Origin of the sequence: Streptomyces sp. NPDC057743 (genome assembly GCF_042798755.1) — a bacterium.
GTDB lineage: Bacteria > Actinomycetota > Actinomycetes > Streptomycetales > Streptomycetaceae > Streptomyces.
Window position 1 is genome coordinate 15,562 of record NZ_JBHVJX010000001.1, and the last position, 19,713, is coordinate 35,274.

Genomic DNA, 19,713 nt, shown 5'->3' on the forward strand with positions numbered 1-19,713 from the left:
CTGCCGGCCGGTGCCCCTCCGGAGTGAAAGGGGGACCCTACGGCTAATGGAAACCGTTTCCACCTGTAGCCTCATGGTGATCGTGCGGCGCAGCGGAAAACGGTAGGGGTGGTGCGACCAGATGGGGCTGAGCATGGCCGTCGCGGAGTGGTGGGTGGAGCGTTGGGAGCGCCAACAGCGGCGCTACGCCATCGACCGCGAGGAGCGGTTCACGGTGATCGCCGATGTCGTCGAGCATGTGACGGTCGGTCAGCGGCGGCCGCTGGTGGTCGATCTCGGCTGCGGCCCGGGCTCGTTGGCCGCCCGGCTCGTGGAGCGGCTGCCGGGCGCCGAGGTCGTCGGGGTCGACATGGACCCGCTGCTGCTGGAGTTGGCCCGCACTCACCACTCCTCCGCCGCCCGCTACGTCGACGCGGTGATCGGCGCGGACGGCTGGGTCGAGGCGCTGTCCCTGGGGCGCCCGCTGGACGCCGCGGTCTCCACCACCGCGCTGCACTACCTCCCGGTGCCCGCGCTGCGCCGCACCTACGCCCAACTCGCCGCTCTGCTGCGGCCGGGCGGCGCGCTCGTCAACGGGGACCACCTGCCGCAGTCCGGGGCGGTCGCCGGTGCGCTCGCCGCCCACGTCGGCCGGTGTCGGGCGCGGCGGTTGCGGGACGGCGACCATGAGGACTGGGAGTCGTGGTGGGCGGCGGTGGCGGCCGAGCCGGAGCTGGCCGAGCCGCTGGCCGAGCGCCGCCGTCGGCTGAGCGCGCCGGTCGCCGGCGACGGGGACGGTGCCGCGGGCAACGGGCTGTCGGTGACCGATCACACGGCACTGCTGCGCGAGGCCGGCTTCGCCCATGTCGTCCCCGTCTGGCAGTTCGGCGACAGCTGTGTGCTGGTGGGCATCCGCTGACGCCGAACTCCGGCCGGAGTGCGCGGAGAGGCCCTAGGGTGCTTCTGACGGATCTCCGCGGCGTCGCGACGCCTGGCACGCACGCTCGCGGCGTTGCCGAAATGCCCCCATAGCTCCGCTATGAAGCCATCCCGGCGCCTTGCGATCGCACGCACCAGACGCCGCTCCTTCCTCCACGGAGATCCGTCAGAAGCGCCCTAGGGGTGGCGCGCGTCCGTGGGGGTGTCCCTGTGGCTCACCGCGAGGTAGCCGATGAGCAGGGCGATGGGCACGGTCAGGGCCAGCGTGACCGGCCCGGTGCCCCAGTCGAGGCCGCCGCGGGTGGCCGGGACGCCCATCCAGTCGGCGAAGGATGCGCCCAGCGGGCGGGTCAGGATGTAGGCGCCCCAGAAGGCGGCGACCGCGTTGAGGCCGAGGAACCGCCCGCCGAGCGCGGGCACCAGGATGAGCGCGCCGAAGATGAGGCCCGAGGTCAGATAGCCGAGGCCCAGGGCGCCGGCGGTGAGGTCGCCGACGGCGGTGCCCAGGGCGAAGGTGGCCAGCACGGTGGCCCAGTAGAACGTCTCCCGGCGGCGGGTGCGGACGCTGTGCAGGGAGAGCGTGCCCTCGCTGGCGTACCAGGCGGTCAGGATGGCGGCCAGGGCCAGCGCGAAGCCGATCGTGGAGACCAGGTACGGGACCCCGAGGATGACGTGGACGACGTCGGCGGCCATCGTGCCGAAGACGCTCACCATGACGATCGCGGACCAGTAGAGCGCGGCCCGGTAGCGGCTCGCGCGGAACTGCGCCACCAACAGGACGGTGAACAGGGCGAACCCCAGGGCGCCGGCCGGTATCGGCCCGAGCGTCCGGCCCAGGTAGTCCGAGGCGGTCTCGCCCATGCCGGTGGTGAGGATCTTCACCACCCAGAACAGCGCGGTGACTTCGGGCACCTTGGTACGGAGCGGGGTGCCGCCGCGGTACCGTCCGGTGGCCTCCGGCGCCGCCACCGCCGTGCCGTTCGGCTGTCCGATCGTCATGTTCCGCCCTTCCGGCGCGCTCGGCGCGCATTCCCTGACCAGCGAATGTCTACAGGACTGTAGACGATGATGCGGAGGGAGAGGTTCACTGCCCGGTGGTGGGAATCCCGTTAAGGCCGCCCCGCCCTACGAGACGGTGAAGGTGGCGGAAACTCTTGGTTTACGGCCCACCGGAAGGATGTTCGGGGCTGCCGCGGCTGCCTAGCATGTGGGGCGGAGCGGCCGCCGGCCCTCCCACCGCAGCCACCGCTCCCGAACGCCCCAGGAGGCCCCGTGCCACGAGCCGACCTGCGGCGGCTGCGGTCGCCGCGCGTCTGGGCCCCCGGTGGCGCGCTGTTGATCGCCGGTGCGGTCACCGCGGTCGCACTCACCACCGGCGCCGCCCCGGACGGTGGCACGGCCACCGCCGACGGCCTCCCGCACACCACCATCGAGGTCGCTCCCGGCTCCTGCGGCCGCGGTTGGCAACACCCCCGCCCCGGCCTCCAGGTCTTCGACCTCCACAACGGCTCCAGCCAGCCGGCCGAGAGCTACCTCCGCGGCGCCGGCGGCGGACCCGTCTTCGGTGAGGTGGAGGGCATCGGCCCCGGCACCACCCGCCAGCTACGGGTCCGACTCGGCCCGGGCGCCTACGCGTTCAGCTGCCTGCCCGACGACGCCAGCGCGGTCACCGGCCCCACCGTCCGCGTCGCCGGCCCCGGCCGCGGCGGTCCGGCCGCGGCGCCGATCACCCAACACGACCTGATCGGCCCGGCGTTGGACTACCAGAAGTGGGTCGCCGGCGGCCTCGGCACCCTCGTCCGGCAGACCGCCGCCCTCCGCACCGCCGTCGCCGCCGGCGACCCGGCTGCGGCCCGCGCCGCCTGGCTGCCCGCCCATCTGACCTACGAGCGACTGGGCGCCGCCTACGGGGAGTTCGGCGACGCGGACAAGAAGATCAACGGGACCACCGCCGGGCTGGCCGGCGGCGTCCACGACCCCGCCTTCGCCGGCTTCCACCGCCTCGAATACGGCCTGTGGCACGGCGAGTCCGCCACCGCACTGCGGGCCCCGGCCGCCGCGCTCGCCGACGCGGTGCGCGCGCTGCGCGACGACTGGGCCCAGGCCCGGATGGACCCGGCGGCCCTCGGCCTGCGCGCCCACGAGATCCTGGAGAACACCGCGCAGTTCGAGCTGACCGGCCGCACCGACTACGGCAGCGGCAGCAACCTCGCCACCGCCCGCGCCAACCTCGACGGCACCCGCGCGGTGCTCGCCCGGCTGCGCCCCCTGCTCGCCTCGCGCGATCCCGAACTCCCGGGCCTTCAGGCCGCGCTGGACCGCACCGGGCGACTCCTCGACGGCTTCCACCGAGGCGGCCGCTGGACCCCGCTCGACGGCCTGAGCCGCCCCGAGCGGCAGCGGACCAACGCGGCGTTGGGCGACCTGGTGGAACGGCTGGCCCCGGTGGCCACCCTGTGCGATCCGCGGAGGACAGTGTGAGCAAGGCCGGACACGGTGCCAACGGAGCCCACGGCACGGGCGACGACGGTACGCAGGACGCGCGGCGGCCCCGCGTCGGCCGGCGCGGCTTCCTGCGCGGGGCCGCCCTGGCCGGCGCCGGGGGACTCGTGGCCGGCGGGGCGTCACTCGGCGCCGGCGGCGCCGCATCGGCCCGCGCCCCGTACGCCGAAGGCCCCGTCCCGCAGCCGCCGCCACCGGGCGCCGGCCAACTCCTGGGCGCCGCGCCCCCCGTCCCCTTCCACGGCCCGCACCAGGCCGCCGTCCTCACCCCGCCCCGCCGGGTGACCGCGTTCCTCGCCCTCGACGTCACCGCCGAGGGCCACCGGGACCTCGCCGACCTGCTGCGCACCCTCACCGAACGGGCCCGCTTCCTGACCGGCGGCGGCACCCCCGAGCCGCTCGGCGTCACCGGACCGCCCGCCGACTCCGGCATCCTCGGCCCCCAACTCCCGCCCGGCGCACTGGCGGTGACCGTCGGCGTCGGCGCCTCGCTCTTCGACGACCGGTTCGGGCTGCGCCCCCGCGCCCCCCGCCGCCTGGCCACCATGCCCACCTTCCCCGACGACGACCTCCGGCCGGACTGGTGCCACGGCGACCTCAGCCTCCAACTCTGCGCCGACGACACCGACACCGTGCTGCACGCGCTGCGCGACCTCACCCGGCACACCCGCGGCGCCCTCCAGGCCCGTTGGCGGCTGGACGGCTTCGCCAGCCCGCCCCGCCCCACCGGCACCCCCCGCAACCTCTTCGGCTTCAAGGACGGCACCGCCAACCCCGACCCCGGCTCGGCCCGCGAGATGCGGGACCTGGTCTGGGTCGGCAAGGGCGGCGGCGAGCCGGACTGGGCGGTCGGCGGCAGCTACCAGGTCGTCCGGCTGATCCGGATGCTGGTGGAGTTCTGGGACCGGGTCTCGCTGACCGAACAGGAGCGGATGTTCGGCCGCGCCCGGGAGACCGGCGCCCCGCTCGACGGCAACGACGAGCACGACGCCCCCAATTACCCGGGCGACCCCAAGGGCGACGTCATCCCCCTGGACAGCCATATCCGCAAGGCCAACCCCCGCACCACCGACACCGCCGACCAGCGCCTGTTGCGCCGCGCCTACAACTACGACCGCGGCATGGACGCCAACGGCAACCTCGACATGGGCCTGCTCTTCTGCTGCTACCAACAGGACCTGGCCCGCCAGTTCGAGACCGTCCAGCGCCGGCTGGCGGGGGAGCCGCTGGTCGACTACGTCACGCCGTTCGGCGGCGGCTACTTCTTCGCGCTGCCGGGCGTGCGGGACCGCGACGACTGGTACGGCCGGGCTCTCCTCGCGCCGTAGCCCGGCCCCGCCACCTGGCCAACCACCCGCCGCTCGCGTACAACTGAGCACCGACAGAGCCCAGGCCAACGGTCAACACACGGTCAAGCTTTGCCCCGGGATACCTGACCCGGTGTTCACCCCCGCGTCATCATGGCTCTGCCCCGCCGCCGTCCGCCCGGCACACCATCCGGCCGTACGCAGCGACCACGAACAGCCCGGAGGATGAGGACCAGATGGCCATGAGGGGAAAGACGAGAGTGATACGGACCCTGGGGGCCGTCACCGGTGCCATGGCGCTCGCCGCGCTCGGCGGGGGAGCACCCGCCCTGGCCGCCGGCGGCCCGCACCCCGGACCCACCGGAACCGCCACCCCCATCAAGCACGTGGTGGTCCTCTTCGACGAGAACATCTCGTTCGACCACTACTTCGCCACCTACCCCCAGGCCACCAACGCCGACGGGACGAAGTTCACCCCCTCCCCGAAGACCCCGCGGGACATCGACAACCTGCGCACCGCCGGGCTGCTCAAGCACAACCCCAACCAGTACCTCCCCAAGCGGCTCACCCCGCAGCAGGCCATGACCTGCGACCAGAACCACGAGTACGGCCCCGAGCAGTACGCCTACAACGCCGGCAAGGCCGACAAGTTCGTCCAGAACACCGACTCCGGCAAGTGCTCCGGCGGCCTCTTCGGCGAGCCCGGACTGGTGATGGACTACTACGACGGCAACACCGTCACCGGCCTGTGGAACTACGCCCAGCACTACGCCCTCAACGACCGCTCGTTCGGCTCGGTCTACGGCCCCTCCACGCCCGGCGCGATCAACCTGGCCTCCGGCAACACCCACGGCGTGATCTCCACCGACCCGACGTCGAGCACCGAGAACCCCAAGCAGACGCCCAAGCCGGACGGTTCCGTCGTCCACTCGCCCAACGCCAAGGGCGTCGGCACGATGATCAGCGACCCGGACCCGGCCTACGACGACTGCTCCAACAAGGACCACACCGGCAAGAACGCGCTCGGCGCCATGCAGGGCCGCAACATCGGCGACCTGCTCAACTCCCACAACGTGAGCTGGGGTTGGTTCCAGGGCGGCTTCCGCCCCAGCGCCGCCTGGGACGGCCAGCAGGGCCACTACGCCAAGTGCGGCGGCACCACCCACGCCAACGTCGGGGGAGCGGCGGTGGTCGACTACAGCCCGCACCACGCCCCGTTCCAGTACTACAAGTCGACGGCCAACCCGCACCACCTGCCGCCCAAGAGCGTCGACGAGATCGGCCACGCCGGACCGGCCAACCACAACTACGACCTGACCGACTTCGACGCCGCGCTGCGCGCCGGCAAGCTGCCGGCCGTCAGCTTCCTCAAGGCCCCGGCCTACCAGGACGGCCACGCCGGCAACTCCGACCCGATCGACGAACAGCACTTCCTCGTCGACCAGATCAACCGCATCCAGCAGGCGCCGCAGTGGAAGGACACCGCCGTCGTCGTCGCCTACGACGACTCCGACGGCTGGTACGACCACGCCTTCGCCAAGCCCCGCAACGGCTCCAAGGACACCACGACCGGGTCCAACGGCAAGCCCACCGACGGCCCGGCCTGCCAGTCGGGCCCGCCGGCCGCCGGCGGCTACCAGGACCGCTGCGGCCCGGGCACCCGCCAGCCGCTGCTCGTCATCTCCCCGTACAGCAAGGCCAACCACATCGACCACACCGCCACCGAGCAGACCTCGATCATCAAGTTCGTCGAGGACAACTGGCGCCTCGGCCGGGTCGGGGACGCCTCCTTCGACGCCCGCGCCGGCGCGCTGAGCGGGATGTTCGACTTCCGGCACCCCAACGGCAAGCAGGTGCTGCTCAACGCCGACGGCTCGGTCAGGTCGGTCGGCCCGATCCGCCCGGTCAAGCCGGTCACCACCAGCATCACGCCCGGCCCGGCGATGCAGAACACCGCATCCGTGGACGGCGGTTCCGGCTTCCCCGTGCTGCCCGTCGGGATCGCCGCGGCCGCCGTCGCGGCCGGCGCCACCGGCACCTTCTTCGCCCTCCGGCGCCGCAAGGAGCACGGCGCGGCCTGAACCCCGGGCTGACCCCACTCTGAACAGCCCGCCCGCCAGGGCCCGTTGACGCGCCCGGTCGGACCGCCTCCTGTGGCGGCCCGACCGGGCGCGGCGGTCTGTCCGAGGGCCATGCCCCATCGGACGGACCCTAGCTCTGCTCCACGAGGAGCAGGTTGGCGGCGAAGCCCAGGAAGGTGACGCCGCTGAGCTGCTCCATGCGGCGCCGGAAGGCCGGGCGCCGGAACCGTTCGCCCAGGGCGGAGGCGGCGGAGCACACCACCCAGTACCACAGCGCCAGTTCGAGCACGTCGACCGCGGTGAGCAGCAGGGTGGCGCCGAACACCGGGGTGCCGTGCGGGATGAACTGCGGGATCAGGCTCATATAGAAGAGGCCCGCCTTCGGGTTGAGCAGATTGGTGCCGAGCCCGGCCCGGAAGGCGGCCCGCCGCCCCTGTCTGGGGTCCCCCACCGGCACCGGCGCGGCATCCTCGCCGGTCGCGGCGACCGCCGCCTCATCCGTCGAGGGCCGCCGTCGGGCCTGCCGGAGCGCCGATGCGCCCAGCCACACCAGGTAGACCGCCCCGCCGATCCGCAGCGCGTCGAAGGCCAGCCGGGACGCGGTCAGCAGTGCGGTCAGGCCGACCGCGGTGGCCAGGCCCCACGCCAGACAGCCGGCCAGGATGCCGAGCGCGGCGGCCCGCCCGCCCGGCCGGCCGTGCGCCACGGCGGTGCGCAGGACGACCATGGTGTCCAGTCCCGGTGTGATGTTGATGAGCGCGGCGACCCCGGCGAACCATAACGTTGCAGTGAACATGCCAGGAGCGTACGAGAACGCCGCCGGCCCGTCCCCGCGTTGCTCGCCCCTCGGTCGTCCCGGGTAGGGTCGCGCGGTCGAGTGGAGCGCGGGGCGGAGGGTCAGTGTCATGATCTGGGTGGGTTTGGCCGGTCTGGTGGTGGCGGTGTGCTGCGCGTACCTGGCCCGGACGGCGAACGCCCGGGCCCGCGCCATGGAGAGCACCGAAACCCTCCCGGTCCGCGAGCTCAAGGCGCTCCACGAGGCCGCCGCGGAGGCGGCCGGCCCGGGACACTTCCGCTACCGCTGTGAGGTGGCCGGCCAGGCGCTCCCGCACAAGAACGGCGTGCTCCGCTCCGAGTTGGAGAACCAGGAGTGCGTCTGGCACCGGCACCGGATCACCCGCAAGTACGAGGAGAGCTACCGGAACGGCACCGGCAGCAGCCGCAGGCGCCGCACCGGCACCGAGGTGGTCGCCCAGAACTCCAGCACCACCGCGTTCTTCGTCGAGGACGGCACCGGCCGGATGGTGGTCCGCCCCGGCAACGAGGAGTTCATCGGCGCGGAGAAGGTCCTGGACCGGTTCGAACCGCACACCGGCAACGGCACCCGCCTCACCCTCGGCCCGGTCAGCCTCGACCTCGGCGGCGGCAACGGCACCCTCGGCTACCGCCGGGAGGAGTGGATCGTCCGCCCCGGCAGCCGCACCTACGTGCACGGCGAGGCCAGTGACGCCGGCGGCCGACTGGCGCTGGGCGCCCCCGCAGAGGGCGGCGTCTTCGTCCTCGCCGCCAAGTCCGAGGAGGAACTGCTGCGCGCCGAGAACCACCGGGTGCTCGGCTACGGCGTCGGCAGCGGCCTCGCCGCCCTGGTCGGCGCCGCCCTCGTGGTCCTCGACCTCCTCCACTGACCGCCCCGAGCACCTCGGCGGCCGCCGAGGTCACAACTCCTGGGCCGGCCAGTCCAACAGCCGGGCGCCGATCACGGCGGTGTGCAGGGTGTAGCGGTGCACCGGATCGGCCGGATCGGCCCCGGTGAGCTGGTGCACCCGCGCCAGCCGGTACGTCAACGCCCGCACGCTCAGCGACAGTCGTCGCGCGGCCTCCGCCGCTATGCACCCGGAGTCGAAGTACACCGCCAGCGTCTCCAGCAGCGGCCCGGCCCCGCCGCGCGCCTCCCGCAGCGGGCCCAGCGCGCTGCGCACCAGGTCGGCCATGGCCTGCCGGTCCCGCGTGAGCACCGGATAGACCAGCAGGTCCGCGGCGTACAGCACGGGGTCGCCCAGCCCCATCCGCTCGGCCAGTTCCAGCGCGTTGAGCGCCTCCTCGTAGGACTGCACGATGCCCCCGGCGCCGCCGTGCGTCCGGCCCACCGCCACCCGCACCCCGCCGATGGCCTGCTGCGCCTCGCGGGCGAAGCACTCCAGCACCTCGGCCGCATCGCCCGGCGCGATGCAGATCAGCCGGCCCTCCTTGGTGGTGAGCAGCAACTGCCGGTCCCCGAACCGCCCCACCAGGGCCTGCTGCACCCGCCGGGCCACCGGGTCCGCCTCCGCGTACGCCTCGGAGCCCTCGGCCACCGCGACGGCATGGGCGTGCGACAGCCGCAGCCCGAAACGTTCCGCCCGCTCTGCCAGCCGCCCCAGATCGCTGCCTCCGTAGAGCAGGTCGTCGATGAACTCCCGGCGCGTGGCCTCCTCGTGCCGCACCGCGAGGTGCTGCGCCCGCTCATAGCCGCCGGCCAGCGCGTCCACGGCCTGGGCGAGCGCGGCCAGCACGCTGTCGGTCGGCGCCGACGCGGACCGCGGCCAGGCCGTCCGGGTCACCGCGAGGTGCGCATTGACCAGGGCCCGCAGGCTGTGCCCGGCCTCGGCGGCCCGCTCACCGGCGGCGCGACGCGCCTGGAGCTCATCGCGGTTCAGTCGCCGCCCGGTCCGCGCGACATCGGAGAGGACCCCCGCATACCCGTCCACAAACTCCTCGGGCAGCTTTCGCCCCGTCACGCGTTCTCCACCCCTCGGTGTGTTCTTCCGGCGCCCTTCTTGACGCTCTTGACGCTTTCTTAACACACGGAGGGTGTGGCCCGTCCAGGCGAGACGATCGCCGCCGACGGGCCTCGATCGCGGTCTTCCGCCAACTCTGAACGGGGCGACCGAGGTTGGCTCCGGAGCCCGCGCCGAACGGCCGCCCGCCGCCCCTGTCGGTGATCGACCGGCGGCCCTAGGGTCTGTCCGATGGGTCAGGGTCGGGTAGGCCGTGCCAGGCGTCGCAGCCCCGGCCGTGACCCATCGGACGGGCCCTAGCCTGTGGCGGCATGAAGGACGACGCTTCGTTGACGAGGGAAGAGGCGCGGGAAGCCAGCGGCGAAGATCCGGTGGTGACGCTGCGGGCCGCGTGCGAGGGGCTGGCGGGGGTGGTGGCCGGGTTGGGGGACGAGGAGTCGTGGCTGCCCACGGGGTGCGCCGGGTGGGCGGTGCGGGACCTGGTGTTCCACTGCCTGAGCGATGTGCAGCGCGGCTTGGTGGCGCTGCACACCCCGGCCGACGGGCCGCCGGACCGGGACGCGGTGACGTACTGGCGGGACTGGCGGCCGGACCGTGCCGGAGCTGCGCACGAGCGGCGGTGGGCCCGGGTCGGCGCGAGCATGTTCCCGGACTTCGGCCCGCTGCGGGAGAGCTATGTGGAGACGGCCGCGGCCGTCGTGGTGGCGGCGACGGAGGCCGACCCGGAGCGACGGGTCGGCACCCAGGGGCATGTGCTGACCACCCGCGACATGCTCGCCACCCTGGCGGTCGAGGCGGCGATCCACCACCTCGACCTCGTCGTCGCGCTGCCGGACGCGCCGGGGCCGGCCGCTGCCGGCCTCGCGGCGGTGCGGACCACGCTCGACGGTCTGCTCGGCCGGCCGGTGCCGGTGGACTGGGACGATGCGCACTACGCGCGGGCCGCCACCGGCCGGGCACCGCTGACGGACGCCGAACGCCGCGTCCTGGGCCCGGACTTGGCCCGCTTCCCGCTCCTCGGCTGAGCGCGCGGGGCGGGGCCCGGCCGGCGCACCGCGCCCATGGTGCGCCGGCCGGGCGGTCATTCCGGCCGCCGTTCGGTCGTCATGCAGCCGTTGTCCCGGTGGTGGTCTCCGTTGCGCCGTCAGTCGTCGTCGTGCCGGGCGTCAGGGCCGTGGTCGTGGTCGTCGTCGTGGTCGATGGAGTGGCTGACCACCGTGCCGTTGGCGCGGCTGACGTCCACTTCGTGCTCGAAGCCGTTGGCGGTGCGGAGCTCCACCTCCCAGACGCGGACGCCGTGCTCGTGGTCCGGCTCCACCGAGACGACGCGGGCGCCCGGTACGGTGCGGCGCGCGACGTCGACGGCCCGCTGCTGGCCGTCGTCCGGGGCGGTGGATGCCGTATCGGAGCCGGTGCCGGCCGGGGTGTCGGCGGTGTTGCCGGTCGCCGAACTGGCCGCCGTGTCGGACGCGTTCTGGGTGGTGGGGGCGGTCGCGCCGTCGGTGGCGGCGACCGCGACCGCGGTGCCGCCCGCGGCGAGCACGGCCACGGCGGCGCCGGCCGCGAGCCAGCGGCGGCGGCCGGTGAGCGCGCGGTGGAAGCGGGTGGGAGCCATGGGAACCTCCTGAGTACGGCGGCCGGTTGGGGCCGGCCGGGCGGTGGGGCCGGAACGTCCACCACCGTGCCGTCCGGAGCCTGAAGCGGGCCTGAAGGTTCCTGAAGACCGCTTCAGGAAGCGTCTGGCAGGCTGACGGCATGCGCTTGTTGATCGTGGAGGACGAGAGGCGCCTCGCCACCACCCTGGCCAAGGGGTTGGCCGCCGAGGGCTTCGCCGTGGACGTGGCACACGACGGCCGCGAGGGGCTGCACCTGGCCACCAACCAGGGCTACGACCTGCTCATCCTGGACATCATGCTGCCCGGGATGAACGGCTACCGCCTCTGCGCGGCGCTGCGGGCGGCCGGTGACGAGACGCCGATCCTGATGCTGACCGCCAAGGACGGCGAGTACGACGAGGCGGAGGGCCTGGACACCGGCGCCGACGACTACCTCACCAAGCCGTTCTCCTACGTGGTCCTGCTGGCCCGCGTCCGCGCGTTGCTGCGCCGCCGGACCCGCGGCGGCAGCCCGGTGATCCGGATCGGCGACCTCGCCCTGGACCCGAACCGCCACTGCTGCACCCGCGGCGAGGCCGAAATCACCCTCACCGCCAAGGAGTTCGCGGTCCTGGAGTACCTGGCGTCGCGCTCCGGCCATGTGGTCTCCAAGGCGGAAATACTGGAGCACGTCTGGGACTTCGCGTACGACGGCGACCCGAACATCATCGAGGTCTACATCAGCGCGCTGCGGCGGAAGATCGACGCGCCGTTCGGCCGGCGCTCGATCACCACGGTGCGCGGCGCCGGTTACCGGCTGGCGGCCGACCGTGGCTGAGCGCACGGCGGAGCCGGCGGCCGACACCGCGGAGCCGGCCGGTTCCGCGACGGACCACCCCGCCGCCCCGCCGGCCGACGCACGCCCGCCCCGCTGGTGGGGTTCGGTCCGGGCCCGCACGACCCTGGCGTCCACACTCGTGGTGGCGCTCGCCCTGGTCGCCGCCGGCGTCGTCCTGCTCGCCGTGCTCCAGCGCAACCTCGTCAACAGCGCGGGCCTCCAGGCGGAGGTGGCCGCCCGCGAGGTCGCCACCCAGGTCGCGGTCGGCACGCCCGTCGACCACCTCGACCTGCCCGACGAGGACGACCGACCGGTGCAGGTGGTCGACGCCGACCGCAAGGTGCTCTCCGCCGACGACGACCTCCACCACGCCCCGCCCATGGCCGACTTCGCCCGCGCCCCGCACCCCGAGGGCAGGTCCGGCGACGACCACGACGATGACGAGGACGACGCCCCGGCCCGCGGGTCCGTCGCCGGCCACGCGGGGTTCCGCACGGTCACTTTGCGGCTGCACCACGACCACCCCGGCCAGGAGTTCCGGGTGGCCGGGCTGCGCGCCACCACCCCGGAGGGCCGGACCGTCACCGTCTACGCCGGCTCCTCCCTCGACACCGAACGGCAGGCGGTGGGCGGGGTGCGCGACGCCATGCTGCTCGGGCTGCCGGCGCTGCTGTTGGTGGTGGCGCTGGTGACGTGGTTGGTAACCCGCCGCGCGCTGCGCCCCGTTGAGGGCATCCGGGCCGAACTCGCCGAGATCATGGGCGGCGACCTCTCCCGCCGGGTCCCCCAACCCGCCTCGCGCGACGAGGTCGCCCGCCTCGCCCGGACCACCAACGCCACCCTCGCCGCCCTGGAGACCTCGGTGGAGCGACAGCGGCAGTTCGTCGCCGACGCCTCCCACGAGCTGCGCAGCCCGATCGCCAGCCTCCGCACCCAACTGGAGGTCGCCCGCGCCCACCCGGAACTGCTGGAGCTGGACGGCCTGATCGAGGACACCGTCCGCCTGGAACGCGTCGCCTCCGACCTGCTGCTGCTGGCCCGCCTGGACGCCGGCGAACGGCCCCGCACCGAGCGGTTGGACCTGGCCGAACTCGTCCGGGACGAGCTGGCGCACCGGATCGGCGACCGGCTGCCGATCGCCGTGACCCTGCCCGACGCGGCCGCACCGGTCGACGCCAGCCGGACCCAACTCGCCCGCGTGCTCGGCAATGTGCTCGACAACGCCCAGCGCCACGCCCACTCCACGGTCCGTGTCGCGGTCCGGCTCGGCGCGGCCGGCACCGTCGCCCTGGAGGTCACCGACGACGGCCCCGGCGTCCCGCCCGACGACCGCGAGCGCATCTTCACCCGCTTCATCCGCCTCGACGACGCCCGCACCCGCGACGAGGGCGGCGCCGGCCTGGGCCTGGCGATCGTCCGCGATGTCGTCCTGCGGCACGGCGGCCATATCGAGGTCGGTGAGGCGGAGCGCGGCGGCGCGCGCTTCACGGTCACCCTGCCCGGCGCGACGCCAACTCCCTGACCCGCACTGTTTCTTGTCCCCTAGGGGACCCGACGAGCCACCCCCTCACCCCCACCCCACTGGAGTGCAGTCATGCCCTTTTCCGTGCAGCACGCGGCCGCCCGCCCCGCTCCCCGGGCGCTGTTCCTCACCTGCTCCGACTCCCGCGTCGTGCCGACCCTCCTCACCGGCACCGCCCCCGGCGAGCTCCACGAACTCCGCACCGCGGCCCATGTCGTCCCCCGATACCGCCCCGACGCCCAGTGCCCGATCGCCGCCACCCTCGAATTCGCCCTCGGCGCCCTCCGGGTGCCCGACGTCATCCTGTGCGGCCACACCGACTGCGCGGCCCTGAGCGCCCTCCGGGCCGACCCGGCACCGCCCGAACTCCCGCTGGCCCGCAACTGGTTCACCCGCGCCGCCCACCAGCCCGACCCCGACGCCCGCCCCACCGTCACCGGCGGCCGTACCCCGGAAGAGCGGCACCTGCTCACCCAGCTCCACCACCTGCGCACCTACCCCTGCGTCACCCGCCGCCTCGCCACCCGCCGACTCCGCCTGCACGCCTGGCACTACGACGACCGCACCGCCGAGCTGCGCACCTGGGACGCCACCGCCCGCGCCTTCCGCCCGCTCGACGCCGCGGCGGCCCAGTTCGCCCAGGCCCGGCTCACGTCAGCTCGGGGTGGCGGTTGCGGACCGGGCTGACGGCTTCCAGGGCGGCGCCCAGGCGCAGGACGGTGGCCTCGGCGTACCAGCGGGAGACGAGTTGGACGCCGATGGGCAGGCCGTCGGGGGTGGTGCCGAACGGCAGCGAGAGGGCCGGGAGACCGGTGAGGTTGAACGGCACGGTCGCCCGCATGATGCCGCGCGCCGGGACGGTGGCCTCGCCGATGCGGAGGGTGGCGCGGGCGTGCGGGGGCGCGGGGACCGGGCACACCGGGCAGAGCAGGGCGTCGTACCGTTCGAAGTAGCCGGCGAACAGGGCGTCGAGCGCCTCGACCTGCCGTTGGGCGGCGAGGTAGTCGGCCAGTGCGATGTCGGGCGCGTCGAGGGCCCGTTGGATGACCCGGTGCAGTTCGTGCTCGCGGCCGGCGGCCGCCCGCCGGAAGTACGGCACCACCTCGGCGGTGAACAGCACCGTGCTCAGCTCGGTCGCGTCGATCTCCGCCAGCCCGTCCGGAGCGGCGGCCTCGACCGTGCAGCCCAGCTCGCGCAGCGCGTCGGCGGCGGCCGCGACGGTGTCGGCCACCGCACCGTCCACCGGGCCGAACGCGGGCTCGCAGGCCCAGCCCACCCGCAACCCGGCCAGGTCGCGCGGCCGTTGGCCCGGGGACCGGTCGTCCAGGGGAGGGGAGTGCCGCACCTGACCGTCGACGCCGTCGGGCCCGGCGAGTATCCGCAGTGCGGTGGCGATGTCCCGCACGCTGCGGGCCATCGGGCCGACGTGCCAGAAGCGGTGCGGCACTTCGGGCCAGTGCCCGGTGAGCGGAATCCGTCCCCGGGTGGCCTTCAGCGCGACGATGCCGGTGTCGTGGGCCGGGCCGCGCACCGAGATGGCCACGTCGCTGCCGAGCCCCAACGGTGACAACCCGGCGGCGATCGCGGCCGATTCGCCGCCGCTGGACCCGCCCGGGGTCCGCTCGCCGTCCCACGGGTTGCGCGACCTGCCGACCAGCAGGTTGTCGGTCTCGGTCCAGTAGGAGAACTCCGGCAGGTTCGTCTTGCCGAGCACGATGCCGCCGGCGCGCCGCAGTCGGGCCACCGCGGTCGCGTCCGCGACGGGCACCCGGTCCCGGAAGAGCAGCGAGCCGCGGGTGGTCACCGCGCCCGCCACATCCAGCGAATCCTTGACGGTGAACGGCACGCCGTGCAGCGGGCCCACCGACTGGCCCGCCGCCACCGCCGCGTCCGCGGCGCGGGCCGCCGCGAGCCCGCGCTCGGCGAGCACCGTCACCATCGCCGTGACCTTCGGGTCGATCGCCGCGATGCGTTCCAGGTGGGCCCGCATCACATCCGCCGCGGACACCCGCCTGGCGCGGATCAACCCCGCCAACCCGGTCCCGTCGAGCCAGCAGAGCGCGTCCTCGTCCACGGATCCCTCCCCACCCTGGCGCACCGGGAGCGATCTGACCCCGGCACGTGTCGTCCCGTACTCCGCCATCAAACCAACTTCCGCTGGATACGCGTCGGTTGCGGCGCGCTCGGCAACGTCGTGTTGGGGTGCGCACCGGGCGGGAGTGGGGACCGTCGCGCCGCGCACCCTCTTGCTCGGGTGAGCAAACCGCTCTACTGTCTTGCTCATGCAAGCAAGAAATAGCGCGGATAAGCAAAACGATGCCGGGAGCAAGCCCAAGCCGTCCTTCACGGAGACCGGTCGCCGGGCCCAGATCGTCGCCGCGGCGATCGAGGTGATCGCCGAAGTCGGTTACCACGGCGCCTCGTTCGCAAAGATCGCGAGGCGGGCCGGGCTGAGCAGCACCGGGATGATCTCCTACCACTTCGACGGGCGGGACGACCTGATGCGCGAGGTCGTCACCGAGGTGATGCGGCTCGGCGAGGCGTACATCCGCCCCCGCATCGAGGCGCACGAGGCGTATGCGGATCGCCTGCGCGCCTCCATCGAGGGCAACCTCGACCTGCTCGCCGAGTACCCCCACCACCTCGCCGCGATGGTCGAGGTCCTGACCCACCTGCGCGGCGACGACCCCGGCGTGGTCGCCTTCCTCGACCACGCGGAGTCGCTCCTCGCCCTTCAGGTCGAGCAGCTCCGCAAGGCGCAGCGCGCCGGCGAGTTCCGCGACTTCGACCCGTGGGTGATGATCCGGGCGATCCGCGCCGCCATCGACGACGTGGTGCGCCGCGCCACCCGCGATCCCGAGCTCGATGTCCGGGCCGCCGGCCGGGAGTTGGCGGACCTCTTCGACCGCGCCACCCGGAGGACGCCATGACCGCAACGGATGCGCACTCACCCGCCACGGGCCCCGGCCCGGCACCAGGGACCGATCCGGACGCCGCGGCGGCCGCCTTACACCGCACGGCCAGGCTGCGCCGACGGCTCGCCGCGCAGCTGCTCTTCGAGCTCGTCGTCCCGCTCGGCTCCTACTACGGGCTGCGCGCGCTCGGCGCCGGCCAGTGGCTCTCGATGGTCGCCGGCGGCCTGCTGACGCTGCCGTGGATCGGCTACGGCATCGTGCGGCAGCGGCGCGTGGAGGCGATGGCGGTGTTCGCGCTCTGCCTGGTGGTGGTCGGCGCCCTGCTCTCGTCGATCACCGGCAGCCCACGGGTGTTGATGGTCCGGGACAGCTGGCTGACCGCCGCGATCGGGTGCTGGGTGCTGGGCACGCTGCTCACCCGGCGCCCGTTCATCATGACCGCCTCGCGCGGCATCGTGATCGCCAAGGTCGGCGAGGCCGGGCTGGTCGCATGGGAGGCGCGCTGGGACGCGGAGCCGACGTTCCGTCACCACCTGCGGCTGGTCACGGCGGTGTGGGGCGCGGTCTTCCTGCTCGACGCGGTGCTGCGGGTGGCGCTGGCCTACACGATCCCGGTGGACTCCTTCCCGCTCGTGAGCACCGTGCTGTGGCTGGCGCTGCTCGGCGGGCTGCTCACCTTCCACAACTGGTACCTCACCCGAAACGGGCTGAAGTTGTAGGGGAGCCGCAGCGGACACCGCCGGGTTCCGCCGCGACTCCCCGCTACGCGATGCCCCCCGTTACGCCTCCTGGGTCCTTCGGCCCGTCGCGGAGGCGAAGCCCAGCCAGGTGTGGCGGTTGCCCGCCCAACACCAGCCGACCTTGGGGGCGTTGCGGCGCTCGCGGCCGTCCCGTCCGGTGCCGTTGCTGATCCAGAGGGCCGGGGTGCGGGCGTCCAGGGTGCCGTTGGGCTTGGGGAGTCGGGAGCCGATGGTCATGAAGCAGTGGTTGCGCTCAAGGACGGTGGGCTGCTGGAGGACCCAGTGGATGCCCTCGGTGAGCAGCAGCGGGGTGCGGGCGTTGGCGGTGAGCGCGGGCAGCGCCTCGTTCGGGCTCCAGTTGGCCAGGTGGTCGCCGCGGTCGGGGTCGGTGAGGAGGTAGAGCGGGGCGTCGGGCAGGGGGAGGGTGTCGAGCGGGGCGAAGTGGTCGACGTCGGGCATGTCGACGACGACGAAGCCGGGCTTGCCGCCGTGGCGGAGCAGCGGCGCGAGGGCGGAGGCGGGGGCGCGGTCCGGGTGGACGGCGAGCAGCGCGCCCCCGTCGCCCACCTGGGCGGCGGCGGTCGCGGCGAACGCGTGGACCTCGGCGGCCACCAGCCCGGCGCTCTCGTGTACCCCCAGCTCGATCAGCCGCTCGGCCTGGGCGTCGAGGGCGGGAAGGGCGGGGGAGAAGGTGGCGACGGATGCGGTGTGGGGCACGGTTCTCCCGGGGTCGTGAGGTGGTCGGGCCCTGGGCCAACGTGGCCGCCGGCCGGAATGTTCCCGATGTTCCCGTGGCTCCGAGATCTCTCGTGAGGGAGCGGGGAGCGGGTGCCTGGGGCGCGGAACAGACGTCTGCTTCAACGGCCTTCGGGCTCGGGGCGGTCCAGGCCGGCGGGTGGTGCGCCGTCGGCCGGCGGGATGGGGAGGTCGAGCAGCGCCTCGTCGCGCAGGCGGACGAAGGTGCCGGATGCGGCGTGGAAGTAGACCTCCCGATAGCGCACCTGGACGGCGGTGAGGGGGCCGTGGTGCGGTCGGTAGCCGGGCAGGTCGCCCCAGTAGTAGTAGTGGCTGCCCGGCGCCCGGAGCCAGCGCAGCGCCCGCGGCAGGGGGCTCTTGGCCACGCCGGCGTTGATCCGGGCGACCAGGCGGGTCAGGTACTGGCCGTGCCGGGCCTGGTAGTCCGGGTCCCAACGCCGCGTACCGTAGCGGGACTTGAGGCGGTGCAGGGCCTCGGCGTCGGGGCCCAGGGCGAGCAGGCGATCGCGCAGCCCGGGGTCGCGGACGCCCCCCATGGCGAAGGTGACCAGCGGCTCGGTCGCCAACGGGTTGCCGACGGACCTGCCGTACTCCCGGTCGAAGGGGCGCATGAAGTCGTTGTAGAGGCCGACGGTGTGGCCGAGCCGGGTCCGGGCGCACCAGTACACCCGGGCGGTGAACGGCGTGTCCCACCAGCCCAGTTCGGTCGGCCGCCAGGCCACCCCGCACAGCACCAGGGCCAGCACCGCGACGCTGAGCAGCCACGGCCCGGGCCCGCACAGCTCGGCCCGCACGGGCGCCGGGGCCCGGACGATCAGCACGGCCAGCAGCGCGCCGAGGGCGATGTGCTCCCAGAACAGCAGCCCCGAGGTCAGCGCGACGGTGAGGTTGAACAGCACCGCGCCGACGACGGCCGCCAGCAGCAGCCAGCGGTGGGCGTAGGCCACCAGGCCCATGCCCTCGACGACGAGGGTGGCGGCGTTGAGCCCGACGGTGAAGGGCGCCAGCGCGCCGATGAGGCGGGCCGCGGTCGGTTCGGGCAGGAGGCGGGCCCAGCCGCGGGCGTAGGCCGCGGCGATCAGCATCTCGGTGCGGTTGCGGGTGACCCAGGACCAGGGCCGCGGGCCCAATCGGACCTTGGTCCGCGCGGGCACCACGTAGTGCGACAGATGCACCAGGCCGAGCAGCATCAGCAACCCGGCCGTGTCGTCCGTCGGTTGCGGGCCGGCCAGCGCGTCGTACCCGGCGCCGACCAGCGACCAGCCGAAGGCCACCTTGACGACGCGCACGCACGCCTTGGAGTGGTGCGTCCAACCGCCCAGCCGGCCGCAGAGCGCGATCACGGCCGCGTACGACAGCGCCGGCCAGACGAGCGCGGCAACGCCCAGCAGGCCGCCCGCGATCCGGTCCGCCCGCTGCCACCCCAGCTCGCGGGCCGCGTCGTAGTCGGCCGTGAGGTGCTTCCAGAGGAGGATCGCCAGGGCGGCCGGCGGCAGCAGCGCGACGCCGCCGGCGGGGGTGTGGGCGTAGCCGCACGCGAGGGCGGTGAGCGGGGCGAGCAGCAGGCAGACCCACAGGACGTCCGCGGGGCGCGCGGGGCGTTCGGGGTGGGTGCCGTTCAGCGCCTTTGCCGGGAAGACGCCCGCGCCCAGGCGCCCGGCGCACCAGCGGGCCGCGGGCGCGAGCAGGCAGCGGTAGAGCGCGAGCGTCGCCGCGCACTGGACGGCGATGCGGGGGAGGCCGTGCGCGGGGATCATCGCTT

18 protein-coding genes are annotated in these 19,713 nt (G+C 74.1%); 11 read left to right on the top strand and 7 right to left on the bottom strand.

Going from position 1 to position 19,713, the window contains the following annotated elements:
• The first annotated feature begins 121 nt into the window (after positions 1-121).
• On the top strand, positions 122-898 hold the full coding sequence (locus ACFVFQ_RS00080) for a class I SAM-dependent methyltransferase (RefSeq protein ID WP_383405832.1): 777 nt from the start codon (positions 122-124) through the stop codon (positions 896-898).
• Positions 899-1,095: 197 nt separating this feature from the next.
• Here ACFVFQ_RS00080 and ACFVFQ_RS00085 read toward each other — a convergent pair whose 3' ends face one another.
• Entirely contained in the window at positions 1,096-1,917 is an 822-nt protein-coding gene (locus ACFVFQ_RS00085; RefSeq protein ID WP_383405835.1) for a hypothetical protein, read from the bottom strand.
• Between the two features lie 273 nt (positions 1,918-2,190).
• Between ACFVFQ_RS00085 and ACFVFQ_RS00090 the strand changes: the two genes are divergently transcribed.
• The 3 genes from ACFVFQ_RS00090 (at position 2,191) to ACFVFQ_RS00100 (ending at position 6,808) form a co-directional block, all read left to right on the top strand.
• Positions 2,191-3,399 (top strand): imelysin family protein, encoded by a 1,209-nt coding sequence (locus ACFVFQ_RS00090; protein ID WP_383405838.1) that lies wholly within the window; start codon positions 2,191-2,193, stop codon positions 3,397-3,399.
• Positions 3,396-4,748 (top strand): iron uptake transporter deferrochelatase/peroxidase subunit, encoded by a 1,353-nt coding sequence (efeB, locus tag ACFVFQ_RS00095; protein WP_383405842.1) that lies wholly within the window; start codon positions 3,396-3,398, stop codon positions 4,746-4,748. The genes ACFVFQ_RS00090 and efeB overlap by 4 nt, the downstream gene beginning before the upstream one ends.
• A gap of 215 nt (positions 4,749-4,963) precedes the next feature.
• On the top strand, positions 4,964-6,808 hold the full coding sequence (locus ACFVFQ_RS00100) for a phospholipase C (protein WP_383405846.1): 1,845 nt from the start codon (positions 4,964-4,966) through the stop codon (positions 6,806-6,808).
• Between the two features lie 130 nt (positions 6,809-6,938).
• Here the strand turns inward: ACFVFQ_RS00100 and ACFVFQ_RS00105 are convergent, their stop codons facing one another.
• Positions 6,939-7,604 carry a LysE family translocator gene (locus ACFVFQ_RS00105; RefSeq protein ID WP_383405849.1) on the bottom strand — a complete coding sequence of 222 codons (666 nt, stop codon included), beginning with the start codon at positions 7,602-7,604 and terminating at the stop codon, positions 6,939-6,941.
• A gap of 109 nt (positions 7,605-7,713) precedes the next feature.
• Between ACFVFQ_RS00105 and ACFVFQ_RS00110 the strand changes: the two genes are divergently transcribed.
• The gene (locus ACFVFQ_RS00110) at positions 7,714-8,493 is read left to right on the top strand and encodes an E3 ubiquitin ligase family protein (protein WP_383405852.1); all 780 of its coding nucleotides are present in this window, start codon (positions 7,714-7,716) and stop codon (positions 8,491-8,493) included.
• Positions 8,494-8,523: 30 nt separating this feature from the next.
• Here ACFVFQ_RS00110 and ACFVFQ_RS00115 read toward each other — a convergent pair whose 3' ends face one another.
• Positions 8,524-9,585, bottom strand: coding sequence for a PucR family transcriptional regulator (locus ACFVFQ_RS00115; protein WP_383405855.1), 1,062 nt, complete (start codon positions 9,583-9,585; stop codon positions 8,524-8,526).
• Positions 9,586-9,896: 311 nt separating this feature from the next.
• On the opposite strand from ACFVFQ_RS00115, the gene ACFVFQ_RS00120 reads away from it, so the two are divergent.
• The gene (locus ACFVFQ_RS00120; protein WP_383405858.1) at positions 9,897-10,610 is read left to right on the top strand and encodes a maleylpyruvate isomerase N-terminal domain-containing protein; all 714 of its coding nucleotides are present in this window, start codon (positions 9,897-9,899) and stop codon (positions 10,608-10,610) included.
• Between the two features lie 119 nt (positions 10,611-10,729).
• On the opposite strand, the gene ACFVFQ_RS00125 is transcribed toward ACFVFQ_RS00120, so the two are convergent.
• Complete coding sequence (locus ACFVFQ_RS00125) at positions 10,730-11,200, bottom strand: PepSY domain-containing protein (protein ID WP_383405861.1); 471 nt, start codon at positions 11,198-11,200, stop codon at positions 10,730-10,732.
• 140 nt (positions 11,201-11,340) lie between these two features.
• Here ACFVFQ_RS00125 and ACFVFQ_RS00130 point away from each other — a divergent pair, with 140 nt between their 5' ends.
• The 3 genes from ACFVFQ_RS00130 to ACFVFQ_RS00140 all read left to right on the top strand — a co-directional run bounded on the left by ACFVFQ_RS00130 (position 11,341) and on the right by ACFVFQ_RS00140 (position 14,227).
• Positions 11,341-12,018, top strand: a complete 678-nt coding sequence (locus ACFVFQ_RS00130; protein ID WP_383405864.1) for a response regulator — start codon at positions 11,341-11,343, stop codon at positions 12,016-12,018.
• A 139-nt stretch (positions 12,019-12,157) separates the two neighbouring features.
• A complete protein-coding gene (locus ACFVFQ_RS00135; protein WP_383406975.1) occupies positions 12,158-13,540 on the top strand; it encodes a sensor histidine kinase in 1,383 nt (460 codons plus the stop codon).
• 72 nt (positions 13,541-13,612) lie between these two features.
• On the top strand, positions 13,613-14,227 hold the full coding sequence (locus ACFVFQ_RS00140) for a carbonic anhydrase (RefSeq protein ID WP_383405868.1): 615 nt from the start codon (positions 13,613-13,615) through the stop codon (positions 14,225-14,227).
• Here the strand turns inward: ACFVFQ_RS00140 and ACFVFQ_RS00145 are convergent.
• Positions 14,190-15,614, bottom strand: a complete 1,425-nt coding sequence (locus ACFVFQ_RS00145) for an amidase (protein WP_383405872.1) — start codon at positions 15,612-15,614, stop codon at positions 14,190-14,192. The genes ACFVFQ_RS00140 and ACFVFQ_RS00145 overlap by 38 nt on opposite strands.
• A 208-nt stretch (positions 15,615-15,822) precedes the next feature.
• Between ACFVFQ_RS00145 and ACFVFQ_RS00150 the strand changes: the two genes are divergently transcribed.
• Complete coding sequence (locus tag ACFVFQ_RS00150; protein ID WP_383405875.1) at positions 15,823-16,470, top strand: TetR/AcrR family transcriptional regulator; 648 nt, start codon at positions 15,823-15,825, stop codon at positions 16,468-16,470.
• A complete protein-coding gene (locus ACFVFQ_RS00155) occupies positions 16,467-17,174 on the top strand; it encodes a VC0807 family protein (protein ID WP_383405878.1) in 708 nt (235 codons plus the stop codon). The genes ACFVFQ_RS00150 and ACFVFQ_RS00155 overlap by 4 nt, the downstream gene beginning before the upstream one ends.
• A gap of 60 nt (positions 17,175-17,234) precedes the next feature.
• Here the strand turns inward: ACFVFQ_RS00155 and ACFVFQ_RS00160 are convergent, their stop codons facing one another.
• Together ACFVFQ_RS00160 and ACFVFQ_RS00165 are read right to left on the bottom strand one after the other, a co-directional pair.
• Entirely contained in the window at positions 17,235-17,912 is a 678-nt protein-coding gene (locus tag ACFVFQ_RS00160; RefSeq protein ID WP_383405881.1) for a DUF5701 family protein, read from the bottom strand.
• Positions 17,913-18,052: 140 nt separating this feature from the next.
• A complete protein-coding gene (locus tag ACFVFQ_RS00165) occupies positions 18,053-19,708 on the bottom strand; it encodes a hypothetical protein (RefSeq protein ID WP_383405884.1) in 1,656 nt (551 codons plus the stop codon).
• Positions 19,709-19,713 lie beyond the last annotated feature (5 nt).

What these genes read in the sequence shown, in the direction of transcription:
- ACFVFQ_RS00080 (WP_383405832.1), top strand. Translation starts at nt 122, where the DNA reads ATGGGGCTGAGCATGGCCGTCGCGGAGTGGTGGGTGGAGCGTTGGGAG.
- ACFVFQ_RS00085 (WP_383405835.1), bottom strand. Translation starts at nt 1,917, where the DNA reads ATGACGATCGGACAGCCGAACGGCACGGCGGTGGCGGCGCCGGAGGCC.
- ACFVFQ_RS00100 (WP_383405846.1), top strand. Translation starts at nt 4,964, where the DNA reads ATGGCCATGAGGGGAAAGACGAGAGTGATACGGACCCTGGGGGCCGTC.
- ACFVFQ_RS00105 (WP_383405849.1), bottom strand. Translation starts at nt 7,604, where the DNA reads ATGTTCACTGCAACGTTATGGTTCGCCGGGGTCGCCGCGCTCATCAAC.
- ACFVFQ_RS00110 (WP_383405852.1), top strand. Translation starts at nt 7,714, where the DNA reads ATGATCTGGGTGGGTTTGGCCGGTCTGGTGGTGGCGGTGTGCTGCGCG.
- ACFVFQ_RS00120 (WP_383405858.1), top strand. Translation starts at nt 9,897, where the DNA reads ATGAAGGACGACGCTTCGTTGACGAGGGAAGAGGCGCGGGAAGCCAGC.
- ACFVFQ_RS00125 (WP_383405861.1), bottom strand. Translation starts at nt 11,200, where the DNA reads ATGGCTCCCACCCGCTTCCACCGCGCGCTCACCGGCCGCCGCCGCTGG.
- ACFVFQ_RS00130 (WP_383405864.1), top strand. Translation starts at nt 11,341, where the DNA reads ATGCGCTTGTTGATCGTGGAGGACGAGAGGCGCCTCGCCACCACCCTG.
- ACFVFQ_RS00140 (WP_383405868.1), top strand. Translation starts at nt 13,613, where the DNA reads ATGCCCTTTTCCGTGCAGCACGCGGCCGCCCGCCCCGCTCCCCGGGCG.
- ACFVFQ_RS00150 (WP_383405875.1), top strand. Translation starts at nt 15,823, where the DNA reads ATGCAAGCAAGAAATAGCGCGGATAAGCAAAACGATGCCGGGAGCAAG.
- ACFVFQ_RS00155 (WP_383405878.1), top strand. Translation starts at nt 16,467, where the DNA reads ATGACCGCAACGGATGCGCACTCACCCGCCACGGGCCCCGGCCCGGCA.
- ACFVFQ_RS00165 (WP_383405884.1), bottom strand. Translation starts at nt 19,708, where the DNA reads ATGATCCCCGCGCACGGCCTCCCCCGCATCGCCGTCCAGTGCGCGGCG.